13 protein-coding genes are annotated in these 17,053 nt (G+C 60.0%); all 13 read left to right on the top strand.

Features of this window, described 5'->3' with window-relative positions:
- Positions 1-165: 165 nt before the first annotated feature.
- Complete coding sequence (gene gap, locus PSPTO_RS06795; RefSeq protein WP_003375919.1) at positions 166-1,167, top strand: type I glyceraldehyde-3-phosphate dehydrogenase; 1,002 nt, start codon at positions 166-168, stop codon at positions 1,165-1,167.
- Positions 1,168-1,290: 123 nt separating this feature from the next.
- The gene (locus PSPTO_RS06790) at positions 1,291-1,809 is read left to right on the top strand and encodes an RNA polymerase sigma factor (protein WP_005764054.1); all 519 of its coding nucleotides are present in this window, start codon (positions 1,291-1,293) and stop codon (positions 1,807-1,809) included.
- A 67-nt stretch (positions 1,810-1,876) separates the two neighbouring features.
- A complete protein-coding gene (locus tag PSPTO_RS06785; protein WP_010201831.1) occupies positions 1,877-2,842 on the top strand; it encodes a FecR family protein in 966 nt (321 codons plus the stop codon).
- Between the two features lie 120 nt (positions 2,843-2,962).
- Positions 2,963-5,536 (top strand): TonB-dependent receptor, encoded by a 2,574-nt coding sequence (locus PSPTO_RS06780; protein ID WP_005764059.1) that lies wholly within the window; start codon positions 2,963-2,965, stop codon positions 5,534-5,536.
- Positions 5,537-5,666: 130 nt separating this feature from the next.
- Positions 5,667-6,281 (top strand): biliverdin-producing heme oxygenase, encoded by a 615-nt coding sequence (locus PSPTO_RS06775; protein WP_044390979.1) that lies wholly within the window; start codon positions 5,667-5,669, stop codon positions 6,279-6,281.
- The gene (locus PSPTO_RS06770; protein ID WP_003375928.1) at positions 6,278-6,736 is read left to right on the top strand and encodes a YbaN family protein; all 459 of its coding nucleotides are present in this window, start codon (positions 6,278-6,280) and stop codon (positions 6,734-6,736) included. Before PSPTO_RS06775 ends, PSPTO_RS06770 begins: the two co-directional genes overlap by 4 nt.
- Positions 6,737-6,840: 104 nt before the next feature.
- Positions 6,841-7,197 (top strand): DUF5064 family protein, encoded by a 357-nt coding sequence (locus PSPTO_RS06765; protein WP_005764067.1) that lies wholly within the window; start codon positions 6,841-6,843, stop codon positions 7,195-7,197.
- Positions 7,198-7,521: 324 nt separating this feature from the next.
- Positions 7,522-9,030 carry a sigma-54-dependent transcriptional regulator gene (locus tag PSPTO_RS06760; RefSeq protein ID WP_007244904.1) on the top strand — a complete coding sequence of 503 codons (1,509 nt, stop codon included), beginning with the start codon at positions 7,522-7,524 and terminating at the stop codon, positions 9,028-9,030.
- Between the two features lie 180 nt (positions 9,031-9,210).
- Positions 9,211-10,941 (top strand): PAS domain-containing sensor histidine kinase, encoded by a 1,731-nt coding sequence (locus PSPTO_RS06755; protein WP_005764071.1) that lies wholly within the window; start codon positions 9,211-9,213, stop codon positions 10,939-10,941.
- A complete protein-coding gene (locus PSPTO_RS06750) occupies positions 10,926-11,315 on the top strand; it encodes a response regulator (RefSeq protein WP_005615457.1) in 390 nt (129 codons plus the stop codon). The genes PSPTO_RS06755 and PSPTO_RS06750 overlap by 16 nt, the downstream gene beginning before the upstream one ends.
- A gap of 9 nt (positions 11,316-11,324) precedes the next feature.
- Positions 11,325-13,442 carry a putative bifunctional diguanylate cyclase/phosphodiesterase gene (locus PSPTO_RS06745; protein WP_005764073.1) on the top strand — a complete coding sequence of 706 codons (2,118 nt, stop codon included), beginning with the start codon at positions 11,325-11,327 and terminating at the stop codon, positions 13,440-13,442.
- A 304-nt stretch (positions 13,443-13,746) separates the two neighbouring features.
- Positions 13,747-14,130: a glycine cleavage system protein GcvH gene (gcvH, locus tag PSPTO_RS06740; RefSeq protein ID WP_011103496.1), complete on the top strand. Its 384-nt coding sequence runs from the start codon at positions 13,747-13,749 to the stop codon at positions 14,128-14,130.
- Between the two features lie 10 nt (positions 14,131-14,140).
- Positions 14,141-17,005 carry an aminomethyl-transferring glycine dehydrogenase gene (gene gcvP, locus PSPTO_RS06735; RefSeq protein WP_005764078.1) on the top strand — a complete coding sequence of 955 codons (2,865 nt, stop codon included), beginning with the start codon at positions 14,141-14,143 and terminating at the stop codon, positions 17,003-17,005.
- Positions 17,006-17,053 lie beyond the last annotated feature (48 nt).

Genomic DNA, 17,053 nt, shown 5'->3' with positions numbered 1-17,053 from the left:
CGAGCAGTGACGGTCAGGGAGCAGAACCCTGATCTCGATCAACCGGGAGGGCCTTTCAGGCTTGTAGTTGTAGATAAAACAAAATATTGCCACTAAAAAGGCTTGTTTTCTATTTCTATGAGAATAATCTTGTAATTCCAACAACAAATTCAGAAGGACGGCTGTATGACTCTCCGTATCGCAATCAACGGTTTTGGCCGAATCGGCCGCAACGTCCTACGTGCACTGTATACCCAAGGCTACCGGCAGGACCTGCAGGTCGTCGCCATCAACGATCTTGGCGACAGCGAAATGAACGCGCACCTGCTGCGTTTCGACACTGTACACGGCCCGTTCAGCGGCACCGTGGAGTGTGACAAGGAAAGCCTGACCGTCAATGGTGACCGTATTTCGGTCAGCGCCATTCGCAACCCGGCCGAACTGCCGTGGAAAGCGCAGGACATCGACGTGGTATTCGAATGCACCGGCCTGTTCACCAGCCGCGACAAGGCTGCCGCGCACCTGACCGCCGGCGCCCGCAAGGTGATTATCTCAGCACCGGCCAGCGGTGCCGATGCCACCATCGTCTATGGCGTCAACCACGACACGCTGCGCCAGTCGCACCAGATCATCTCCAGCGCATCGTGCACCACCAACTGCCTGGCCCCGGTCGCCCAAGTGCTGCACCGTGAACTGGGTATCGAAAGCGGCCTGATGACCACCATTCATGCCTACACCAACGACCAGAACCTGATCGACGTCTATCACACCGACCCGTACCGCGCGCGCTCGGCCACCCAGTCGATGATCCCGAGCAAGACCGGCGCTGCCGAAGCGGTGGGCCTGGTTCTGCCGGAACTGGCGGGCAAGCTCACGGGGATGGCTGTTCGCGTGCCGGTGATCAACGTTTCGCTGGTCGACCTGACCGTCACCCTGAAGCGTGAAACCACGGCCGAAGAAGTCAACGCGCTGATGAAAGAAGCCAGCCAGCACTCCAAGGTCCTGGGTTACAACACCCTGCCGCTGGTTTCACACGACTTCAATCACAACCCGCTGTCGTCGATTTTCGACGCCAATCACACCAAAGTGAGCGGCAAGTTGCTGAAAGTGCTCTCGTGGTACGACAACGAATGGGCGTTCTCCAACCGTATGCTCGACAACTGCCTGGCGCTGCATAACGCCGAGTAAATTCAGCGTCGCAGTGGAACGCCCCATACACCGCGCACAGAAATTTTTTTACAGATGCAGGCTTGACCCGACCAAAAGATGAGAAGCATTATCATTTGCTTGAATCTCCGGTCGGGCCTCTCTGTGTCGCAGTCGCATTTCAACGATGTCTTTCTGGCCCAGCGCGCCGTGCTGTTACGCACATTGCAACGCATGGTCGGCAACCCCAGCACCGCAGAAGACCTGCTGCACGAAACCTGGCTGCGAGTCAGCCGTGCGCTGACCGAGCACCCGGTCGACCATCTCGAACCCTTCGTTTTTCAGACCGCGCTCAACCTTGCGCTGGACCATCTGCGTGCGCGACGTATTCATGCCCGCACCCTCGTCGAAGACGTCTCGCCGGGCCAACTGGAACGCGTTGTCGCGCAACTCGGCAAACCTGAAGATGCCGCCCACGCCAAGCGTCTGCTCGAAAGCCTGAGCGCCAGCCTGAGCACATTGAGCCCGCGTCAACAAAAAATTTTCACCCTCAGCCGCCTCAACGGCTGCAGCTATCTGGAAATCGCCGAGCAGTTGCAAGTTTCGGCCAGTACGGTGCAAAAGGAATTGAAACTGATCATGGCGATCTGCATCGGCGTGGTGTCAAGGCTTGACCCGCCCTGAACCCTGCCGCAGGCTGGCAAGCCGCCAGACTCTTATCGATACAGTTTCAGGATTGCCGAGGACCACCGTGAGCCCTAAAAACGAACGCCCGCGCGCGATTGCCCGAGAGGTATTGAGCGACCGCGCGATGGATCAGGCCCTGAGCTGGCTGATCGAACTCGAGGGCGCCGACGATGTGCAACTGGCCCGTTTTCAGGAATGGCTGAATGCCGATCCCGAACACGCTCGCGCGTACCACAAGGCCTGCGCGGCGTGGAACTCGCAGCCCGTCCGGCAGGCTGCCGCCGTCATCGCACAGCCATTGACACCCACTTCGCGGCGGCACATCCGCACTTACTGGAAACCGCTGGCTACCGCTGCCGTGCTGTTGCTGGGGATTTTCAGCTTCAGCAACCTGCCGTTGCGCCTGCAAGCCGATCATCTGACGGTGGTGGGTGAACGCCAACGCCTGCAACTGGCGGATGGCTCGAAGGTGCTGCTCAACACCAATTCGGCTTTTTCCAGCAAGATCGACGAACAACAGCGCTCGGCCCGTCTACTGCAAGGCGAGGCCTTTTTCGATGTCGCGCCCAGAACGGGTCTGCCACTGGAAATCGAAGCCGGCCCGGTGCGCATGAGTGCCAACAGCACCGAGTTTTCCGTGCGTTATCTGGATGGCGTCGCCCAGGTTCAGGTGCAGCGCGGGGCCGTTGATGTACGCGCCACCCGCGGCGGCTCCAGCGTCAGCCTGGGTGCTGGCGACAGTGTTCGCGTCGGGCCGGGCGGCTTCGGCCACCGTGAAAGGCTTGATCCGGCACGCGATCTGGCCTGGGTTCAGGGTCGACTGGTGTTCGACAATTGCCCGCTGAGCGAGGTGCTGGCCGAACTGCGTCGCTATTATCCCGGCTGGATAATCAGCACCAACGCGCAACTGGACCGTGTTGCAGTGACCGGGAACTACCGCCTGGACAACCCGCTGGACGTGGTGCGCTCACTGGCGCAGATCACGTCGGCAAGCCTGCACGAGATGCCGGCGCTGCTGATTCTCAACTGAGAAAAGTTTTTTTACTCGATAGCTGTTTCCCGTTCGTCTAGTTATAGCCAATACAACTGATTCTCATCTCGAAACAGTTTGCAAACACTATTACGAGCAACACCCCAGGGAGCGCTACCGATGTCATCCACGTTCACGCCTGCCGTGCAAAACCGCGCACGACTCAGACTTTCGCTGCTGACCGTCGCGGTACTGGGCGCCAGCCTGCAGGCGATTCCTGCCCACGCCGCCGCCGAAACCAACCGGTCCGTGCGCCCTGCAGGCACTTACAGCTTCTCGATCGGTCCGCAATCGCTGGTGTCGGCGCTCAATGAATTCAGCCGCATCACCGGCTGGCAGGTGGGCGTGTCATCGGATTTCGCGCAAAACGTCACCTCCCCGGGTGCCCGCGGCAACCTGAGCCCTGCCCAGGCGCTGGACGCCCTGCTGGCCGGCAGCTCGCTGAGCTATCGCAACCTGGGCAACAACAACGCGGTGCTCGAAAAACGCGCCGCGGGCGTGATGGCTCTCGATCAGATCACCGTCAGCGCCACGCGTCAGGCTCAGGAAGTGGTGACAGTGCCGAGTACCGTCAGCGTGCATTCGCGTGAACAGCTGGATCGCAACAACGTCAATACCATCCGTGACCTGGTGCGCTACGAGCCGGGTGTTTCGGTCGGCGGTGCTGGCCAGCGCGCAGGCACGACCGGCTATAACATTCGCGGCATCGACGGTAACCGCATCATGACTCAGGTCGACGGCGTTGAAGTTCCCGACAGTTTCTTCACCGGGCCTTATGCGCAAACCCACCGCAACTATGTCGACCCGGAGATCGTCAAGCGCGTCGAAATCCTCCGCGGCCCTGCCTCGGCGCTGTACGGCAGCAGCGCCATTGGCGGCGTGGTCAGTTATTACACACTGGACCCGGATGACATCATCAAGCCCGGCAAGGATGTCGGCGCGCGCCTCAAGACCGGTTACAGCTCGGCAGACGAAAGCTGGCTGAACTCGGCCACCGTCGCAGGTCGTCAGGGCGAGTTCGACGGCTTGCTGCACGTGAGCCAGCGCAATGGTCACGAAACCGAATCCTATGGTGAAACAGGTGGCACAGGCCTGAGCCGTACCGAAGCCAACCCCGAGGATGCGCGCAGCACCAACGTGCTGGCCAAGCTGGGTTGGAACTACGCCGACGGCTCGCGGCTGGCGCTGGCTTACGAAAAGTACAAGGACGACCGCAACACCAATCTGAAAAGCGCAGTGGGCGGGCCGTTCACCAATGGCAGCGGGCTGGGCATGTATCAGTCGCGCGAAAGTAACGACACCATCAGCCGCGAGCGTTTTGGTATAGAAAACAGCTTTGCCCTCGACAGCCTGCTGGCGGACAACCTCAAATGGAGCCTCAATTACCAGACCGCCAAGACCGACCAGAGCACTCAGGAACGTTACTTCCCGTTTTCCCGCGACGTGTATCGCCAGCGTGAAACGCAGTACCAGGAAAAACAGTGGATCTTCGATGCGCAGCTGGATAAAGCATTCTCCATTGCCAGCACCGACCATGTGCTGACCTACGGCACCACCCTCAAGCAACAGAAAGTCACCGGGCTGCGCAGCGGCAGCGGGACCTGCGCACGGGTGTTCGGCACCTGCCGCGTGGTCGGCGCAGACAGCCCGAGCGACCGACTGGCCGCGACCAGTGACTTCCCCGACCCGACCATCACCAGCTATGCACTGTTCGCGCAGGATCAGATCAGCTGGAAAGACTGGACCTTTATGCCCGGCGTACGCTACGACCACACCCGGCTCGACCCGAAGTTCACGCCAGAATTTCTCAGGTCGGTCAGCCTCACCGACCCAAGTCAGGCCAACGACGAAACGCGGACATGGCACCGCCTGTCGCCCAAGTTCGGCGTGACCTACGCGTTCAGCGACGCCTACACCTGGTACGGCCAGTACGCCGAAGGTTTCCGCACCCCATCAGCCAAGGCCCTTTATGGCCGCTTCGAAAACCCGACCGCCGGATACGTGGTAGAGCCCAATCCGAATCTGGAGCCGGAAACCAGCAAGAGTTATGAAACCGGACTACGCGGCCGCTTTGAATCCGGCTCGTTCGACATCGCGGTGTTCCATAACAAGTACCGCGACTTCATCAACGAGGACGCCATCACCCCCGGCTACAGCGAGCTCACGTTCCAGTCCAGCAACATCAAGCACGCCACCATGAAAGGCGCTGAAGTCAAAGGGCGCATCAATCTCGACAGCCTCGGTGCGCCGAACGGCCTGTACAGCCAGGCATCCGTTGCCTATGTGCATGGCCGCAACAACGATACCGGCGAGCCGATCAACAGCGTCAACCCGCTGACCGGCGTCATCGGCCTGGGGTATGAGCAGCGAGACTATGGCAGTCAGCTGAGCTGGACGCTGGTCAAACGCAAGACCCGCGTGGATGACAGCAGTTTCCACAGCCCGGACGGCACTTCCAGCCAGTTCAAGACCCCGGGCTTCGGCATTCTCGACCTGACCGGCTATTACAAGGTCAGCGACGACGTGACCGTCAATGCCGGCCTCTACAACCTGACCGACAAGAAGTACTGGCGCTGGGACGATGTGCGCGGCTACGACGGCGTGGGCGAAGCCGGTGTGACCGCACCGGCCAACCTGGATCGCCTGACCCAGCCGGGGCGCAATTTCAGCGTCAATGTGGTGTGGGATATCTGACACGGCGCGTGACCCAAAGCCCGCCGTCGAACCTGTGCGGCAGGCTTTTTTACGCGTTTGGGCGTGGCTATTCGTCTATTCAGTAAGCCCTTTTTTCAACATGCCTCCTATTTCAGCAAGGAAGACTTCGATGACGCTTGATCAGAACCGACCGACCCTGCGTTCGCAACGACTGAATCAGATCACCCACGCGCCGCATGAACAACTCGACAAGGCAGTCAAAGCCTATGCGCCGTTCGAGACGCTGGCCGGTTATGCACGTTTTGTGGTCGCCCAATACCTGTTTCAGAGTGAACTGCAAGGCCTGTACAACGAGCCTGCGTTGCAGGCAATCATCAGCGATCTGCCCGCACGCTGCCGTGCCGAACAGGCCAAAGCCGACCTTGCCGACCTGAACATGGACACCCCTTTACCGGTGGCTGGCGCAGTCAGAAGCCCCGGCACTGCGGAGGCGCTGGGCTGGCTGTTCGTCTCCGAAGGCTCCAAGCTGGGTGCCGCTTTTCTGATCAAGCGCGCCGAAGCACTGCAACTGAGCGACCGTTTTGGCGCACGGCATCTGGGCGAGCCCGCCGGGGGCCGGGCGGCGGGATGGAAAGCCTTTGTGAATACGCTGAATGAACTGCCTTTGACCGCCGCACAGGAAGCGCAACTGGATCTAGGCGCCATCGCAGCATTCGAGCGTTTCAACGTGCTGCTGCAGCACGCCTATGCCGATGCACCGGTCACGGAAATGGTACAGGCATGAAAAAGCGCCCGGTGCTGTTAAGCTGGCCGGGCTTTCCGAACCTGCCTGTAGAGACCATGACGTACAAACCACCCGGCTCAAGACTCTCACGCCTTCTATACGGCATCCTTGCCTATGTCGCTCTTGGCATAGGCATTATTGCGATCTTCATTCCCGGTTTGCCGACCACCGAATTCATCCTGCTGGCGGCCTGGGCTGCGACGCGCAGTTCGCCAAGACTGAACGCCTGGCTGGAAAACCACCGCGTGTTCGGCCCGATCCTGTACAACTGGCGTAACGGCCGGCTGGTTGCACGCAAGGCCAAGATCAGCGCCACCATCAGCATGCTGGTGTGTGCCGTGGTGATGCTCAGCCTGATCGGCCATGCATGGTGGCTTTACTTGGCGCTCACAGGCATGGCGATGGGCAACCTGTGGATATGGTCAAGACCGGAGCCGGCCAAAAAAGCAGATTGAAGAGCAAGGCGTACGCGGCAACAAGACCCTTGCGCATCAGGCTGAACCGCGCAGGCACAGCCAGTGTCTGATCGATCACACTCATCGTTTGATGGAGCACCTCCATGTACGAGCCAGGCCATCTGCACATCACCCACGTGGCGCTGCAACCCTCGGAAGTCAGCTATGACATCCACTTGCGCTACGAAGTGAACGAAGACCCGAAAGAAGGCACCAGCATGCATTTCACCATGCAGGGCCAGATCAACGACAAACCGTTTGAAGAGCAATTCCAGTTGACGCGCGACCTGGCGTTCAACTTTGCCCACGACGCGAGCCGCATTGCCATCAGGCACGGCCTACCCAACTCGGCCTCGTTGCCCATCGCCCAGCACAAGGACTACGACCGGATATTCGCGGACATTCGTGACAAGCTCCACGCCAAACCAGGCGACCCGGTGAAGCCTGAGCATCTGGAATAGGGCTGGGGCTTCAAGCTTCAAGCTTCAAGCTTCAAGCTTCAAGCTTCAAGCTTCAAGCCGAGATGGTCGTGCACACGCTCTGGGTCGCAAGAGGACGCAGAGCGTCCAAAACGGCATAACGACGCGGAGCGTCGCACGATGTTGGCGTTCCTCACGTTCCACAGCGTGGGAATGCAGTTCTGGACGCTCCGTGTCCGGTCTTGAATGTGCGTCGCGACGTATGGGTAAGCGTGTCATCGCACACACGATCACTGCCGAATTTCACCAAACCCTTCACCACAAGGCATACTTGCCGGCCTCTGTGTCGCGAACCATTAATGCCCCATGCGTATCCACGTCAGCTTCATCGACCGCGTTGGTATCACCCAGGAAGTGCTGGCCATTCTGGGTGGGCGCAATCTGAATCTGGATGCCGTGGAGATGGTGCCGCCCAATGTCTACATTGATGCGCCGACCCTAAGCCATCAGATGCTCGAAGAACTCAAGGATGCCCTGTTTCGGGTGCGTGGCGTAGAAGCCATTACGGTGGTCGATATCCTCCCCGGCCAGCGTCGCCATCTGCAACTGGATGCGCTGCTGGCGGCAATGACCGACCCGGTACTGGCACTGGACAGCGCAGGGCATGTGCTGCTGGCCAATCCTGCGCTCATAGCCCTGATCGGCCGTGAACCTGCAGGCGAACCCATCGCTGAACTGTTCGCCGACCCCGGCCTGCAGGCCGCGCTGCTGGAAAACGGCTTTCGTCTGCCGCTGCGCGAAATCACCCTCAACGGTGAGGCGCTATTGCTCGATGCCACACCGATCACCGAAGCGGGCGCTCTGATTACCCTGTACCTGCCCAGCCGCATCGGCGAACGGCTGTCGGCGCTGCACCACGATCACGCCGAGGGTTTCGATGCACTGCTGGGCGATTCAGCCGCCATCCGCACGCTCAAGGCGCGCGCGCAACGGGTGGCGGTGCTGGACGCACCGCTGTTGATTCAGGGCGAGACCGGCACCGGTAAAGAGCTGGTCGCGCGCGCCTGTCATGCCAGTAGCGCGCGCCACGGCGAACCGTTTTTGGCCTTGAACTGCGCCGCGCTGCCGGAAAACCTGGCCGAAAGCGAACTGTTTGGTTACGCCCCCGGTGCCTTTACCGGTGCGCAGCGCGGTGGCAAGCCGGGGCTGATGGAGCTGGCCAACCAGGGCACGGTGTTTCTAGATGAGATCGGCGAAATGTCACCCTACCTACAGGCCAAACTGTTACGTTTTCTCAACGATGGCAGCTTCCGCCGCGTTGGCGGGGACCGCGAAGTCAGGGTCAATGTGCGCATTCTCAGCGCCACTCACCGTGACCTGGAAAAAATGGTCAGCGAAGGCACCTTCCGCGAAGACCTTTTCTATCGCCTCAACGTCCTCAACCTGGATGTACCGCCGCTGCGCGAGCGTGGTCAGGACATCCTGCTGCTGGCCCGTTACTTCATGGAGCAGGCCTGCGCACAGATTCAGCGGCCGGTCTGCAGGCTGGCCCACGGCACCTACCCTGCCCTGCTGGGCAACCGCTGGCCGGGCAATGTACGGCAGTTGCAGAACGTCATCTTCCGCGCCGCCGCGATCTGTGAAAACACTCAAGTGGATATAGGCGATCTGGACATTGCAGGCACTGCCGTCGCACGTCAGAACGACAGCGCGATCGACAGCCTCGAAAATGCCGTCGAAACATTTGAAAAGGATTTACTGGAAAAACTCTACGCAGACTATCCGTCCACACGCCAGTTAGCTGCACGCCTGCACACCTCGCACACCGCCATTGCGCACCGCTTGCGAAAGTATGGAATACCCGGCAAGCGCTAGTGGATTGAAACCGGCGGTCAAAATATATTTTAAAAGGTTAATTTAATAACCAATTAGCCGATAACGTTCTGGTATGGTCCATAAACCTCTTATCACTCATTTGAATGGGTGTCCGTAAGTGTGCGTTACGGCCGTTACGGCCGTTACGGCAGACAGCGTCACGTAATACCGGGAAGTCCAATGCCAAACCCGCCAGTCGACCATCCCACCACCGAGACGCAATCACGCGCCGAGAAAATCGTCGAGTCTCGTCGGCAGAAAACGTTGCTCAAGACCGGTGCCCTCCAGGACGCCATTTTCAACAGCGCCTATTTTTCCAGCATCGCTACGGATGAACACGGCGTTATCCAGATTTTCAACGTCGGTGCCGAACGCATGCTCGGGTATCACTCGGAAGACGTGGTCGACAAGATCACCCCGGCAGATATTTCCGACCCGGCCGAGCTGATCATCCGTGCAGCGGCGTTGAGCCATGAGCTGAATACGCCCATCACGCCAGGCTTTGAAGCCTTGGTGTTCAAGGCCTCGCGCGGCATCGAAGATATCTACGAACTGACCTACATCCGCAAGGATGGCAGCCGCCTGTCGGCGATGGTGTCGGTGACTTCGCTGCGTGACAGTGCCGAAACCATCATCGGTTACCTGCTGATTGGCACTGACAACACTGCACGCAAGCAAGAGGAAGAAACCCAGGCGTTGCTGGACCAGCGGCTGCGGGATCAGCAGTTCTATACCCGCTCGCTGATCGAGTCGAACATCGATGCGCTGATGATGACCGACCCGCAAGGCATCATCTCCGACGTCAACAAACAGATGATGGCACTGACCGGGCGAACCCGCGACGAACTGATCGGTGCGCCCTGCAAGAACTTCTTCACTGACCCTGCGAGTGCCGACGCCGCGATCAAGCGGGTGCTCAGTGAGCACAAGGTCAGCGACTACGAGCTTACCGTGCGCGCCTACGATGGCACCGAAACCGTGGTTTCCTACAACGCGGCAACTTTTCATGATCGCGACCGCAAGCTCAAGGGCGTTTTCGCCGCGGCCAGGGATGTGACCGAGCGCAAACGTTTCGAGCGCACGCTGGAAGAGAAGAACATCGAGCTGGAACACGCCAGCCACATGAAGTCCGAGTTTCTCGCCACCATGTCCCACGAGCTGCGCACCCCGCTCAATGCCGTCATCGGCTTTTCGGAGGCGCTCAAAGACGGCATGGTCGGTGACATGACCGACGCCCAGCGCCGGTACATCGGTGACATTTTCAACAGCGGCCAGCACCTGCTGTCGTTGATCAATGACATCCTCGACCTGTCCAAGGTCGAAGCCGGAATGATGCTGCTGGAGCTTGAGGCCGTCGATCTGGACGAGTTGCTGAGCAACAGCCTGCTGATCGTCCGCGAGCAGGCCGCACTGCAACGCATCCAGTTGAAGCTGGAAACCGAGGCCGACTTCGGCGTGCTTGAACTGGATAGGCGCAAGACCAAGCAGATTGTCTACAACCTGCTGGCCAATGCGGTGAAGTTCAGCGAACCCGGCGGCTGGGTAACCCTGGCAGTGCGTCAGGTGTCGCGTGCACAGGTGGGCATTCTGGACGGCGACTGGCCAGTACACAGCTTCTCGCTGCCCCCCAGTGACTATGAGCATTTTCTGCAAGTGAGTGTCAGCGACACCGGAATCGGCATCGCGCAAAGCGATATGAACAAGCTGTTCAAGGCGTTCAGCCAGATCGACAGCAGCCTGGCGCGTAAATTCGAGGGCACCGGGCTGGGGCTGGCGATGGTCAAGCAGCTGACTGAACTGCACGGCGGCTGCGTGGCGGTCGCCAGCGTCAAGGACCTGGGCGCACGCTTTGTGGTCTGGCTGCCCATTCGCACCCCGGCAACCGAGGAGGCGCAATGGCCCAAATCCTGATTATCGAAGACAACGCCGCCAACATGCGCCTGGCCGAATTGCTGCTCAACAGCGCAGGTTACGGCGTGCTCTGCGCATCAGATGCGGAAACAGGCCTGAAAATGGCCCGCGAGCGCCAGCCCGACCTGATTCTGATGGACATCCAGTTGCCGAAAATGGATGGCCTGAGCGCGACGTCGCTGCTCAAGAACGATGCACAAACCGCCGCAATACCGGTCGTCGCGCTCACCGCTATGGCCATGAAAGAAGACGAAGAAAAAATCCGGCGCGCAGGCTGTAACGCCTACATCATCAAGCCCCTGCGCTATCAGGAGCTGTACCGGGTCATCGACACCCTGTTGGAAAACAGTCCGCCTCAACGGCCAATCAACTGAGCATTCGTCATGACCCAGCCTGCCGCAACCATCCTGATTGTCGATGATGATGTCCATGTCCGGGACCTGCTTGAAGTCCTATTGCAAAATCAGGGTTACGAGACGCTGACTGCGGAGTCTGGCGAACAGGCGCTGGCCATGGTCGATGCGCGGGCACCGGACCTTATTCTGCTGGACATCATGATGCCGGGCATGGACGGCTACGAAGTCGCCAGCGTGCTCAAGGCCGGAAAAGGCACTGCCAACATTCCGATCATCATGCTCTCGGCGCTTGATGAGCAGGGTGCGCGCTTGTCCGGGCTGGAGGCCGGTGCCGAGGAGTACCTCAGCAAACCGGTGGAAAGCGCCGAACTGTGGTTGCGCGTGCGCAACCTGCTGCGCCTCAAGGCATTTGGCGATTACCTGAAAAGCCACAGCATGATCCTCGAAGACCAATTGCAGCAACGCACCATCGACCTGGAGCGCTTTCGCACGGTGATGGATGCTTCCGAAGACGCGATCTTCCTGATCAACCGCAACACCATGAGTCTGATCGAATTCAACCGCAGGGCCTGCCAGTTGCTGGGCTACACCGCTGAAGAACTGGCGCACAAGACCCCCGCCGAGCTGGGCGAGACATCGATGGAAAATCTGGAAGTGGTATATGACCAGATCATTGCCGGCAAAGGCCCCAGCGAACCCCTCGAAACCCAGATTCGCGACAAGAGCGGGCGGGACGTCGAAGTCGAAATTCATCGCCAGGCGTATCGGACCGGCGAGGACTGGGTCATTGTCGGCATCGTGCGTGACATCACCCAGCGCAAGGAAAGCGATCAGCGCCTGCTGACCATGGCCCATTACGACACACTGACCGGCCTGCCCAACCGTGACCTGTTTTTCACCAGCCTGCAGATGGGCCTGACTCAGGCAGCGGTCAGCCGCTGGAAACTGGCGACATTGACGGTCAACCTCGACGGTTTCAAGAACATCAACGAAACCTGGGGCCATGTGCTCGGCGACCAGGTGCTGCTGGAAGTCAGCCATCGCCTGTCGGAATGCATCAATGCCAGCGACACCCTCGGCCGCGTGGACGGTGATCAGTTTGCATTGATTCTGATGATCCGCGTAGGCCAGCCCGATACCCGCCAGACACTGGAGCGCATTCGCAAAGCCTTGCGGGTGCCTTTTATGGTCGAAGGTCAAAGCATCGTCATGACCGCCAGTATCGGCATCGCTCTTTACCCTGAAGACGGCGAAGACGCACGCGAGCTGGTCAGGCATGCGTACACCGCGATGAACAGTGCGAAAAAGATCGGCCCGGACACGTATCGGTTTTATACCGCACAAATGAACGCAGACGTTTCGGCGCGCCTGGACCTCGAAGCCGCCTTGCGCGACGCGGTGGAAAAACAAGCGTTCGAGATCGTCTACCAGCCCAAGCTGAGCCTCGTCACCGGCCGGATATGCGGGCTGGAAGCCTTGCTGCGCTGGCCGCGCCCAGGCCAGCAAGGCGTATCGCCTGCGGTGTTCGTTCCGGTGCTGGAAAGCCTGGGTCTGATCGGCGAAGTCGGCAACTGGGTCGTCGATCGCGTCTGCGCCCAGATTGCGCACTGGCAACGCACGGGGCTGGGGCTGTTTCAGGTGGCGGTCAACGTCTCTGGCCAGCAGATTTCCAACAGCAGCCTGGTCGCCGACATCCGCCAGGCGCTGACCAATCATCGGGTCGCCCCCCAGTGGCTGGAGGTCGAACTGACCGAAAGCTCATTGATGGAAAACACTTCTCACACCATCGCGACCCTGGAAACCCTGAAGGCCAACGGGGTCAGTATTTCCATCGACGATTTCGGCACTGGCTATTCAAGTCTGGCGTACCTGCGCCGATTCCCTATCGACAAGCTTAAAATCGACATCGCCTTCATTCGCGAAGTGACCAGCAACCCACAAGACGCGGCGATTGCCCGAGCAATCATCGAACTGGCACACAGCCTGGGCCTGAAAGTCATAGCCGAAGGCGTGGAAACGCCTGAGCAACTGGCGTTTTTGCGGGACAATCAATGCGATCAGATTCAGGGTTACCTGATCAGCAAGCCGCTGCCGCTGGCAGAGCTTGAAACATTTTTAAGCACGCCAGAGCGACAGTTCGGGTAAAGGTCTCAACAGGCTGGTCGGTGATTTTGCCGACCAGACACCTCACGCGCGAAACGAAATCGTTCCACCGTAACGATTACATTACAGCCTGCGTCATCCCGCTCGTTTCAAGGCCTTGATCAAGCAAGCATTTTCCAGCGCCCATCGACCGTAGCGATTTCGCTACAGCTCAAATCACTAAAACTCTCGCTTTCAAACCTAAGTCCATGATTTAAAACAATAAATAAAAGATGGCCGTAAAATTGCTAAGTCAAACCCATCGTGTTTTGCGCCCTGCGCGCACCCCATCATCCGAGGAGTTTGTATGAGCGAGTTGCGATTCACCGCTGACCACGAGTGGCTACGTGCCGAAGCAGACGGCAGTGTCACGGTCGGCATCACGCCTTACGCCCAGGAATCGCTGGGTGACGTGGTCTTTGTGCAACTCCCGGAATTACAGGCCTACGCTCAACACGCCGAAGTGTCAGTGGTTGAATCGGTCAAAGCCGCCAGCAGCATCAACATGCCACTGGACGGCGAAGTGGTCGAGGTCAACGCTGTGCTCGATGCCACCCCGGAACGGGTCAACGAAGACGCCCTCGGCGCCGGCTGGTTCTTTCGTTTCATTCCGCAAGACGCCTATGCCATTCACGGCCTGCTGGATCAGGACGCCTACGACCGTCTGATCAAAGCCAACGCCCAAGCCTGAGGAGCGAACCATGACTGACCGCATTGAACTGACCACCGCCAACGAATTCATTGCCCGCCACATTGGCCCGCGTGCCGCTGACGAGCTGGCCATGCTGCACACCCTGGGTTTTGACTCCATTGAAGCACTCAGCGACAGCGTGATCCCGGAAAGCATCAAGGGCACCAGCGTGCTGAACCTGCCTGCCGGGCAGAGCGAAGCCGATGCACTGGCCTCCATCAAGGCCATCGCCAGCAAGAACCAGCTGTTCAAGACCTACATCGGTCAGGGTTACTACAACACCCACACACCCGCCCCGATTCTGCGCAACCTGCTGGAAAACCCGGCCTGGTATACCGCCTACACGCCCTACCAGCCTGAGATTTCCCAAGGCCGTCTGGAGTCGCTGCTCAATTTCCAGACCCTGATCAGCGACCTGACCGGCCTGCCGATTGCCAACGCCTCGCTGCTCGACGAAGCCACTGCCGCTGCCGAAGCGATGACGTTCTGCAAGCGCCTGAGCAAGAACAAAGGCAGCCAGCAGTTCTTCGCCTCCAGCCACTGCCACCCGCAGACACTCGATGTGCTGCGCACTCGCGCCGAGCCGCTGGGCATCACCGTTGTGGTGGCCGATGAAACCGAACTGGGCGATGTCAGCGACTACTTTGGTGCGCTGCTGCAGTACCCGGCCAGTAATGGCGACGTATTCGACTACCGCGAACTGGCCGAGCGCTTTCACGGGGCAAACGCACTGGTGGCGGTCGCCGCCGACCTGCTGGCCCTGACCCTGCTGACCCCGCCGGGTGAATTCGGTGCCGACGTGGCCATCGGCAGCGCGCAACGCTTTGGCGTACCGCTGGGCTTTGGTGGCCCGCACGCGGCCTATTTCTCGACGCGCGATGCGTTCAAGCGTGACATGCCGGGCCGTCTGGTTGGCGTGTCGGTGGATCGCCACGGCAAACAGGCTCTGCGCCTCGCCATGCAGACCCGCGAACAACACATTCGTCGCGAAAAGGCCACCAGCAACATCTGCACCGCGCAAGTGCTGCTGGCCAACATCGCCAGCATGTACGCCGTGTATCACGGCCCGCGCGGCCTGACACAGATCGCCAATCGTGTGCACCACCTGACCGCGATCCTGGCCGAAGGCTTGAGCCAGTTGGGCCTCAACGCCGAGCAGGCCTATTTCTTCGACAGCCTGACTTTGCACACTGGCGGCCGGACCGCCGCGCTGCACGCTGCCGCCCGCGCCCGCCACATCAACCTGCGCGAAATCGACGACCAGCGTCTGGGCCTGTCGCTTGACGAAACCACCTCGCAGTCAGCGGTCGAAGTGCTCTGGGACATTTTCGCCAGCACGGGCCAGACTCTGCCGGACTTCACCGCATTGGCCGCCAGCGTCAAGTCGCGCCTGCCAGCAGCCTTGCTGCGCCAGTCGGCGATCCTCAGCCACCCGGTGTTCAACCGCTATCACTCGGAAACCGAGCTGATGCGCTACCTGCGCAAACTGGCCGACAAGGACCTGGCGCTGGACCGCACCATGATCCCGCTCGGCTCGTGCACCATGAAACTCAATGCGGCCAGCGAAATGATCCCGGTAACCTGGGCCGAGTTCGGCAACCTGCACCCGTTCGCCCCCGCCGAGCAAAGCGCCGGTTACCAGCAACTGACCGACGAGTTGGAGGCCATGCTCTGCGCCGCCACCGGCTATGACGCCATTTCGCTGCAACCCAACGCCGGTTCGCAGGGTGAATACGCCGGCCTGCTGGCCATTCGCGCCTACCACCAGAGCCGTGGCGATGAACACCGCGACATCTGCCTGATCCCTTCGTCGGCCCACGGCACCAACCCGGCGACCGCTAACATGGCCGGCATGCGCGTGGTGGTGACAGCCTGCGATGCGCGCGGCAACGTCGACATCGAAGACTTGCGGGCCAAGGCACTTCAACACCGCGAGCAGCTTGCGGCGATCATGATCACCTACCCGTCGACCCACGGCGTGTTCGAAGAGGGCATTCGCGAAATCTGCGGCATCGTTCATGACAACGGCGGCCAGGTCTACATCGACGGTGCCAACATGAACGCGATGGTTGGCCTTTGCGCTCCGGGCAAGTTCGGCGGCGACGTGTCGCACCTCAACCTGCACAAGACCTTCTGCATTCCTCACGGCGGCGGCGGGCCGGGCGTGGGTCCGATCGGCGTTAAATCGCACCTCGCACCGTTCATGCCGGGCCACGCACGCATGCAACGCAAGGAAGGCGCGGTCTGCGCAGCGCCGTTCGGCAGCGCCAGCATCCTGCCGATCACCTGGATGTACATCCGCATGATGGGCGGCGAAGGTCTGAAACGCGCCTCGCAATTGGCGATCCTCAACGCCAACTACATTTCGCGTCGCCTGGAAGAGCACTACCCGGTGCTGTACACCGGCACCAACGGGCTGGTAGCCCACGAATGCATCCTTGACCTGCGCCCGATCAAAGACAGCAGCGGCATCAGCGTCGATGACGTGGCCAAACGCCTGATCGACTTCGGCTTCCATGCCCCGACCATGTCGTTCCCGGTCGCTGGAACGTTGATGATCGAGCCGACCGAAAGCGAATCCCGCGAAGAACTGGACCGTTTCTGCGACGCCATGATCAAGATCCGCGAAGAAATCCGCGCAGTCGAAGACGGCACCCTGGACAAAGACGACAACCCGTTGAAAAACGCCCCGCATACCGCGGCGGAAATCGTCGGCCAGTGGAGCCATCCTTACAGCCGCGAGCAGGCGGTGTACCCGGTCGATTCGCTGATCGAGAACAAGTACTGGCCTCCGGTCGGACGCGTCGACAACGTATTCGGTGACCGCAATCTGGTCTGTGCCTGCCCTTCCATCGAGAGCTATCAGGAAGCCTGATCGCCCGTTGCTTGCCTGCGCCCTTCGTAAAGGCGCAGACGCATGGCT

It is taken from the genome of Pseudomonas syringae pv. tomato str. DC3000 (assembly GCF_000007805.1).
In the GTDB taxonomy this organism is placed as follows: Bacteria; Pseudomonadota; Gammaproteobacteria; order Pseudomonadales; family Pseudomonadaceae; genus Aquipseudomonas; species Aquipseudomonas avellanae.
Note: the sequence above shows the minus strand (reverse complement) of the source record. Positions and strands in the feature narration are given on the sequence as shown.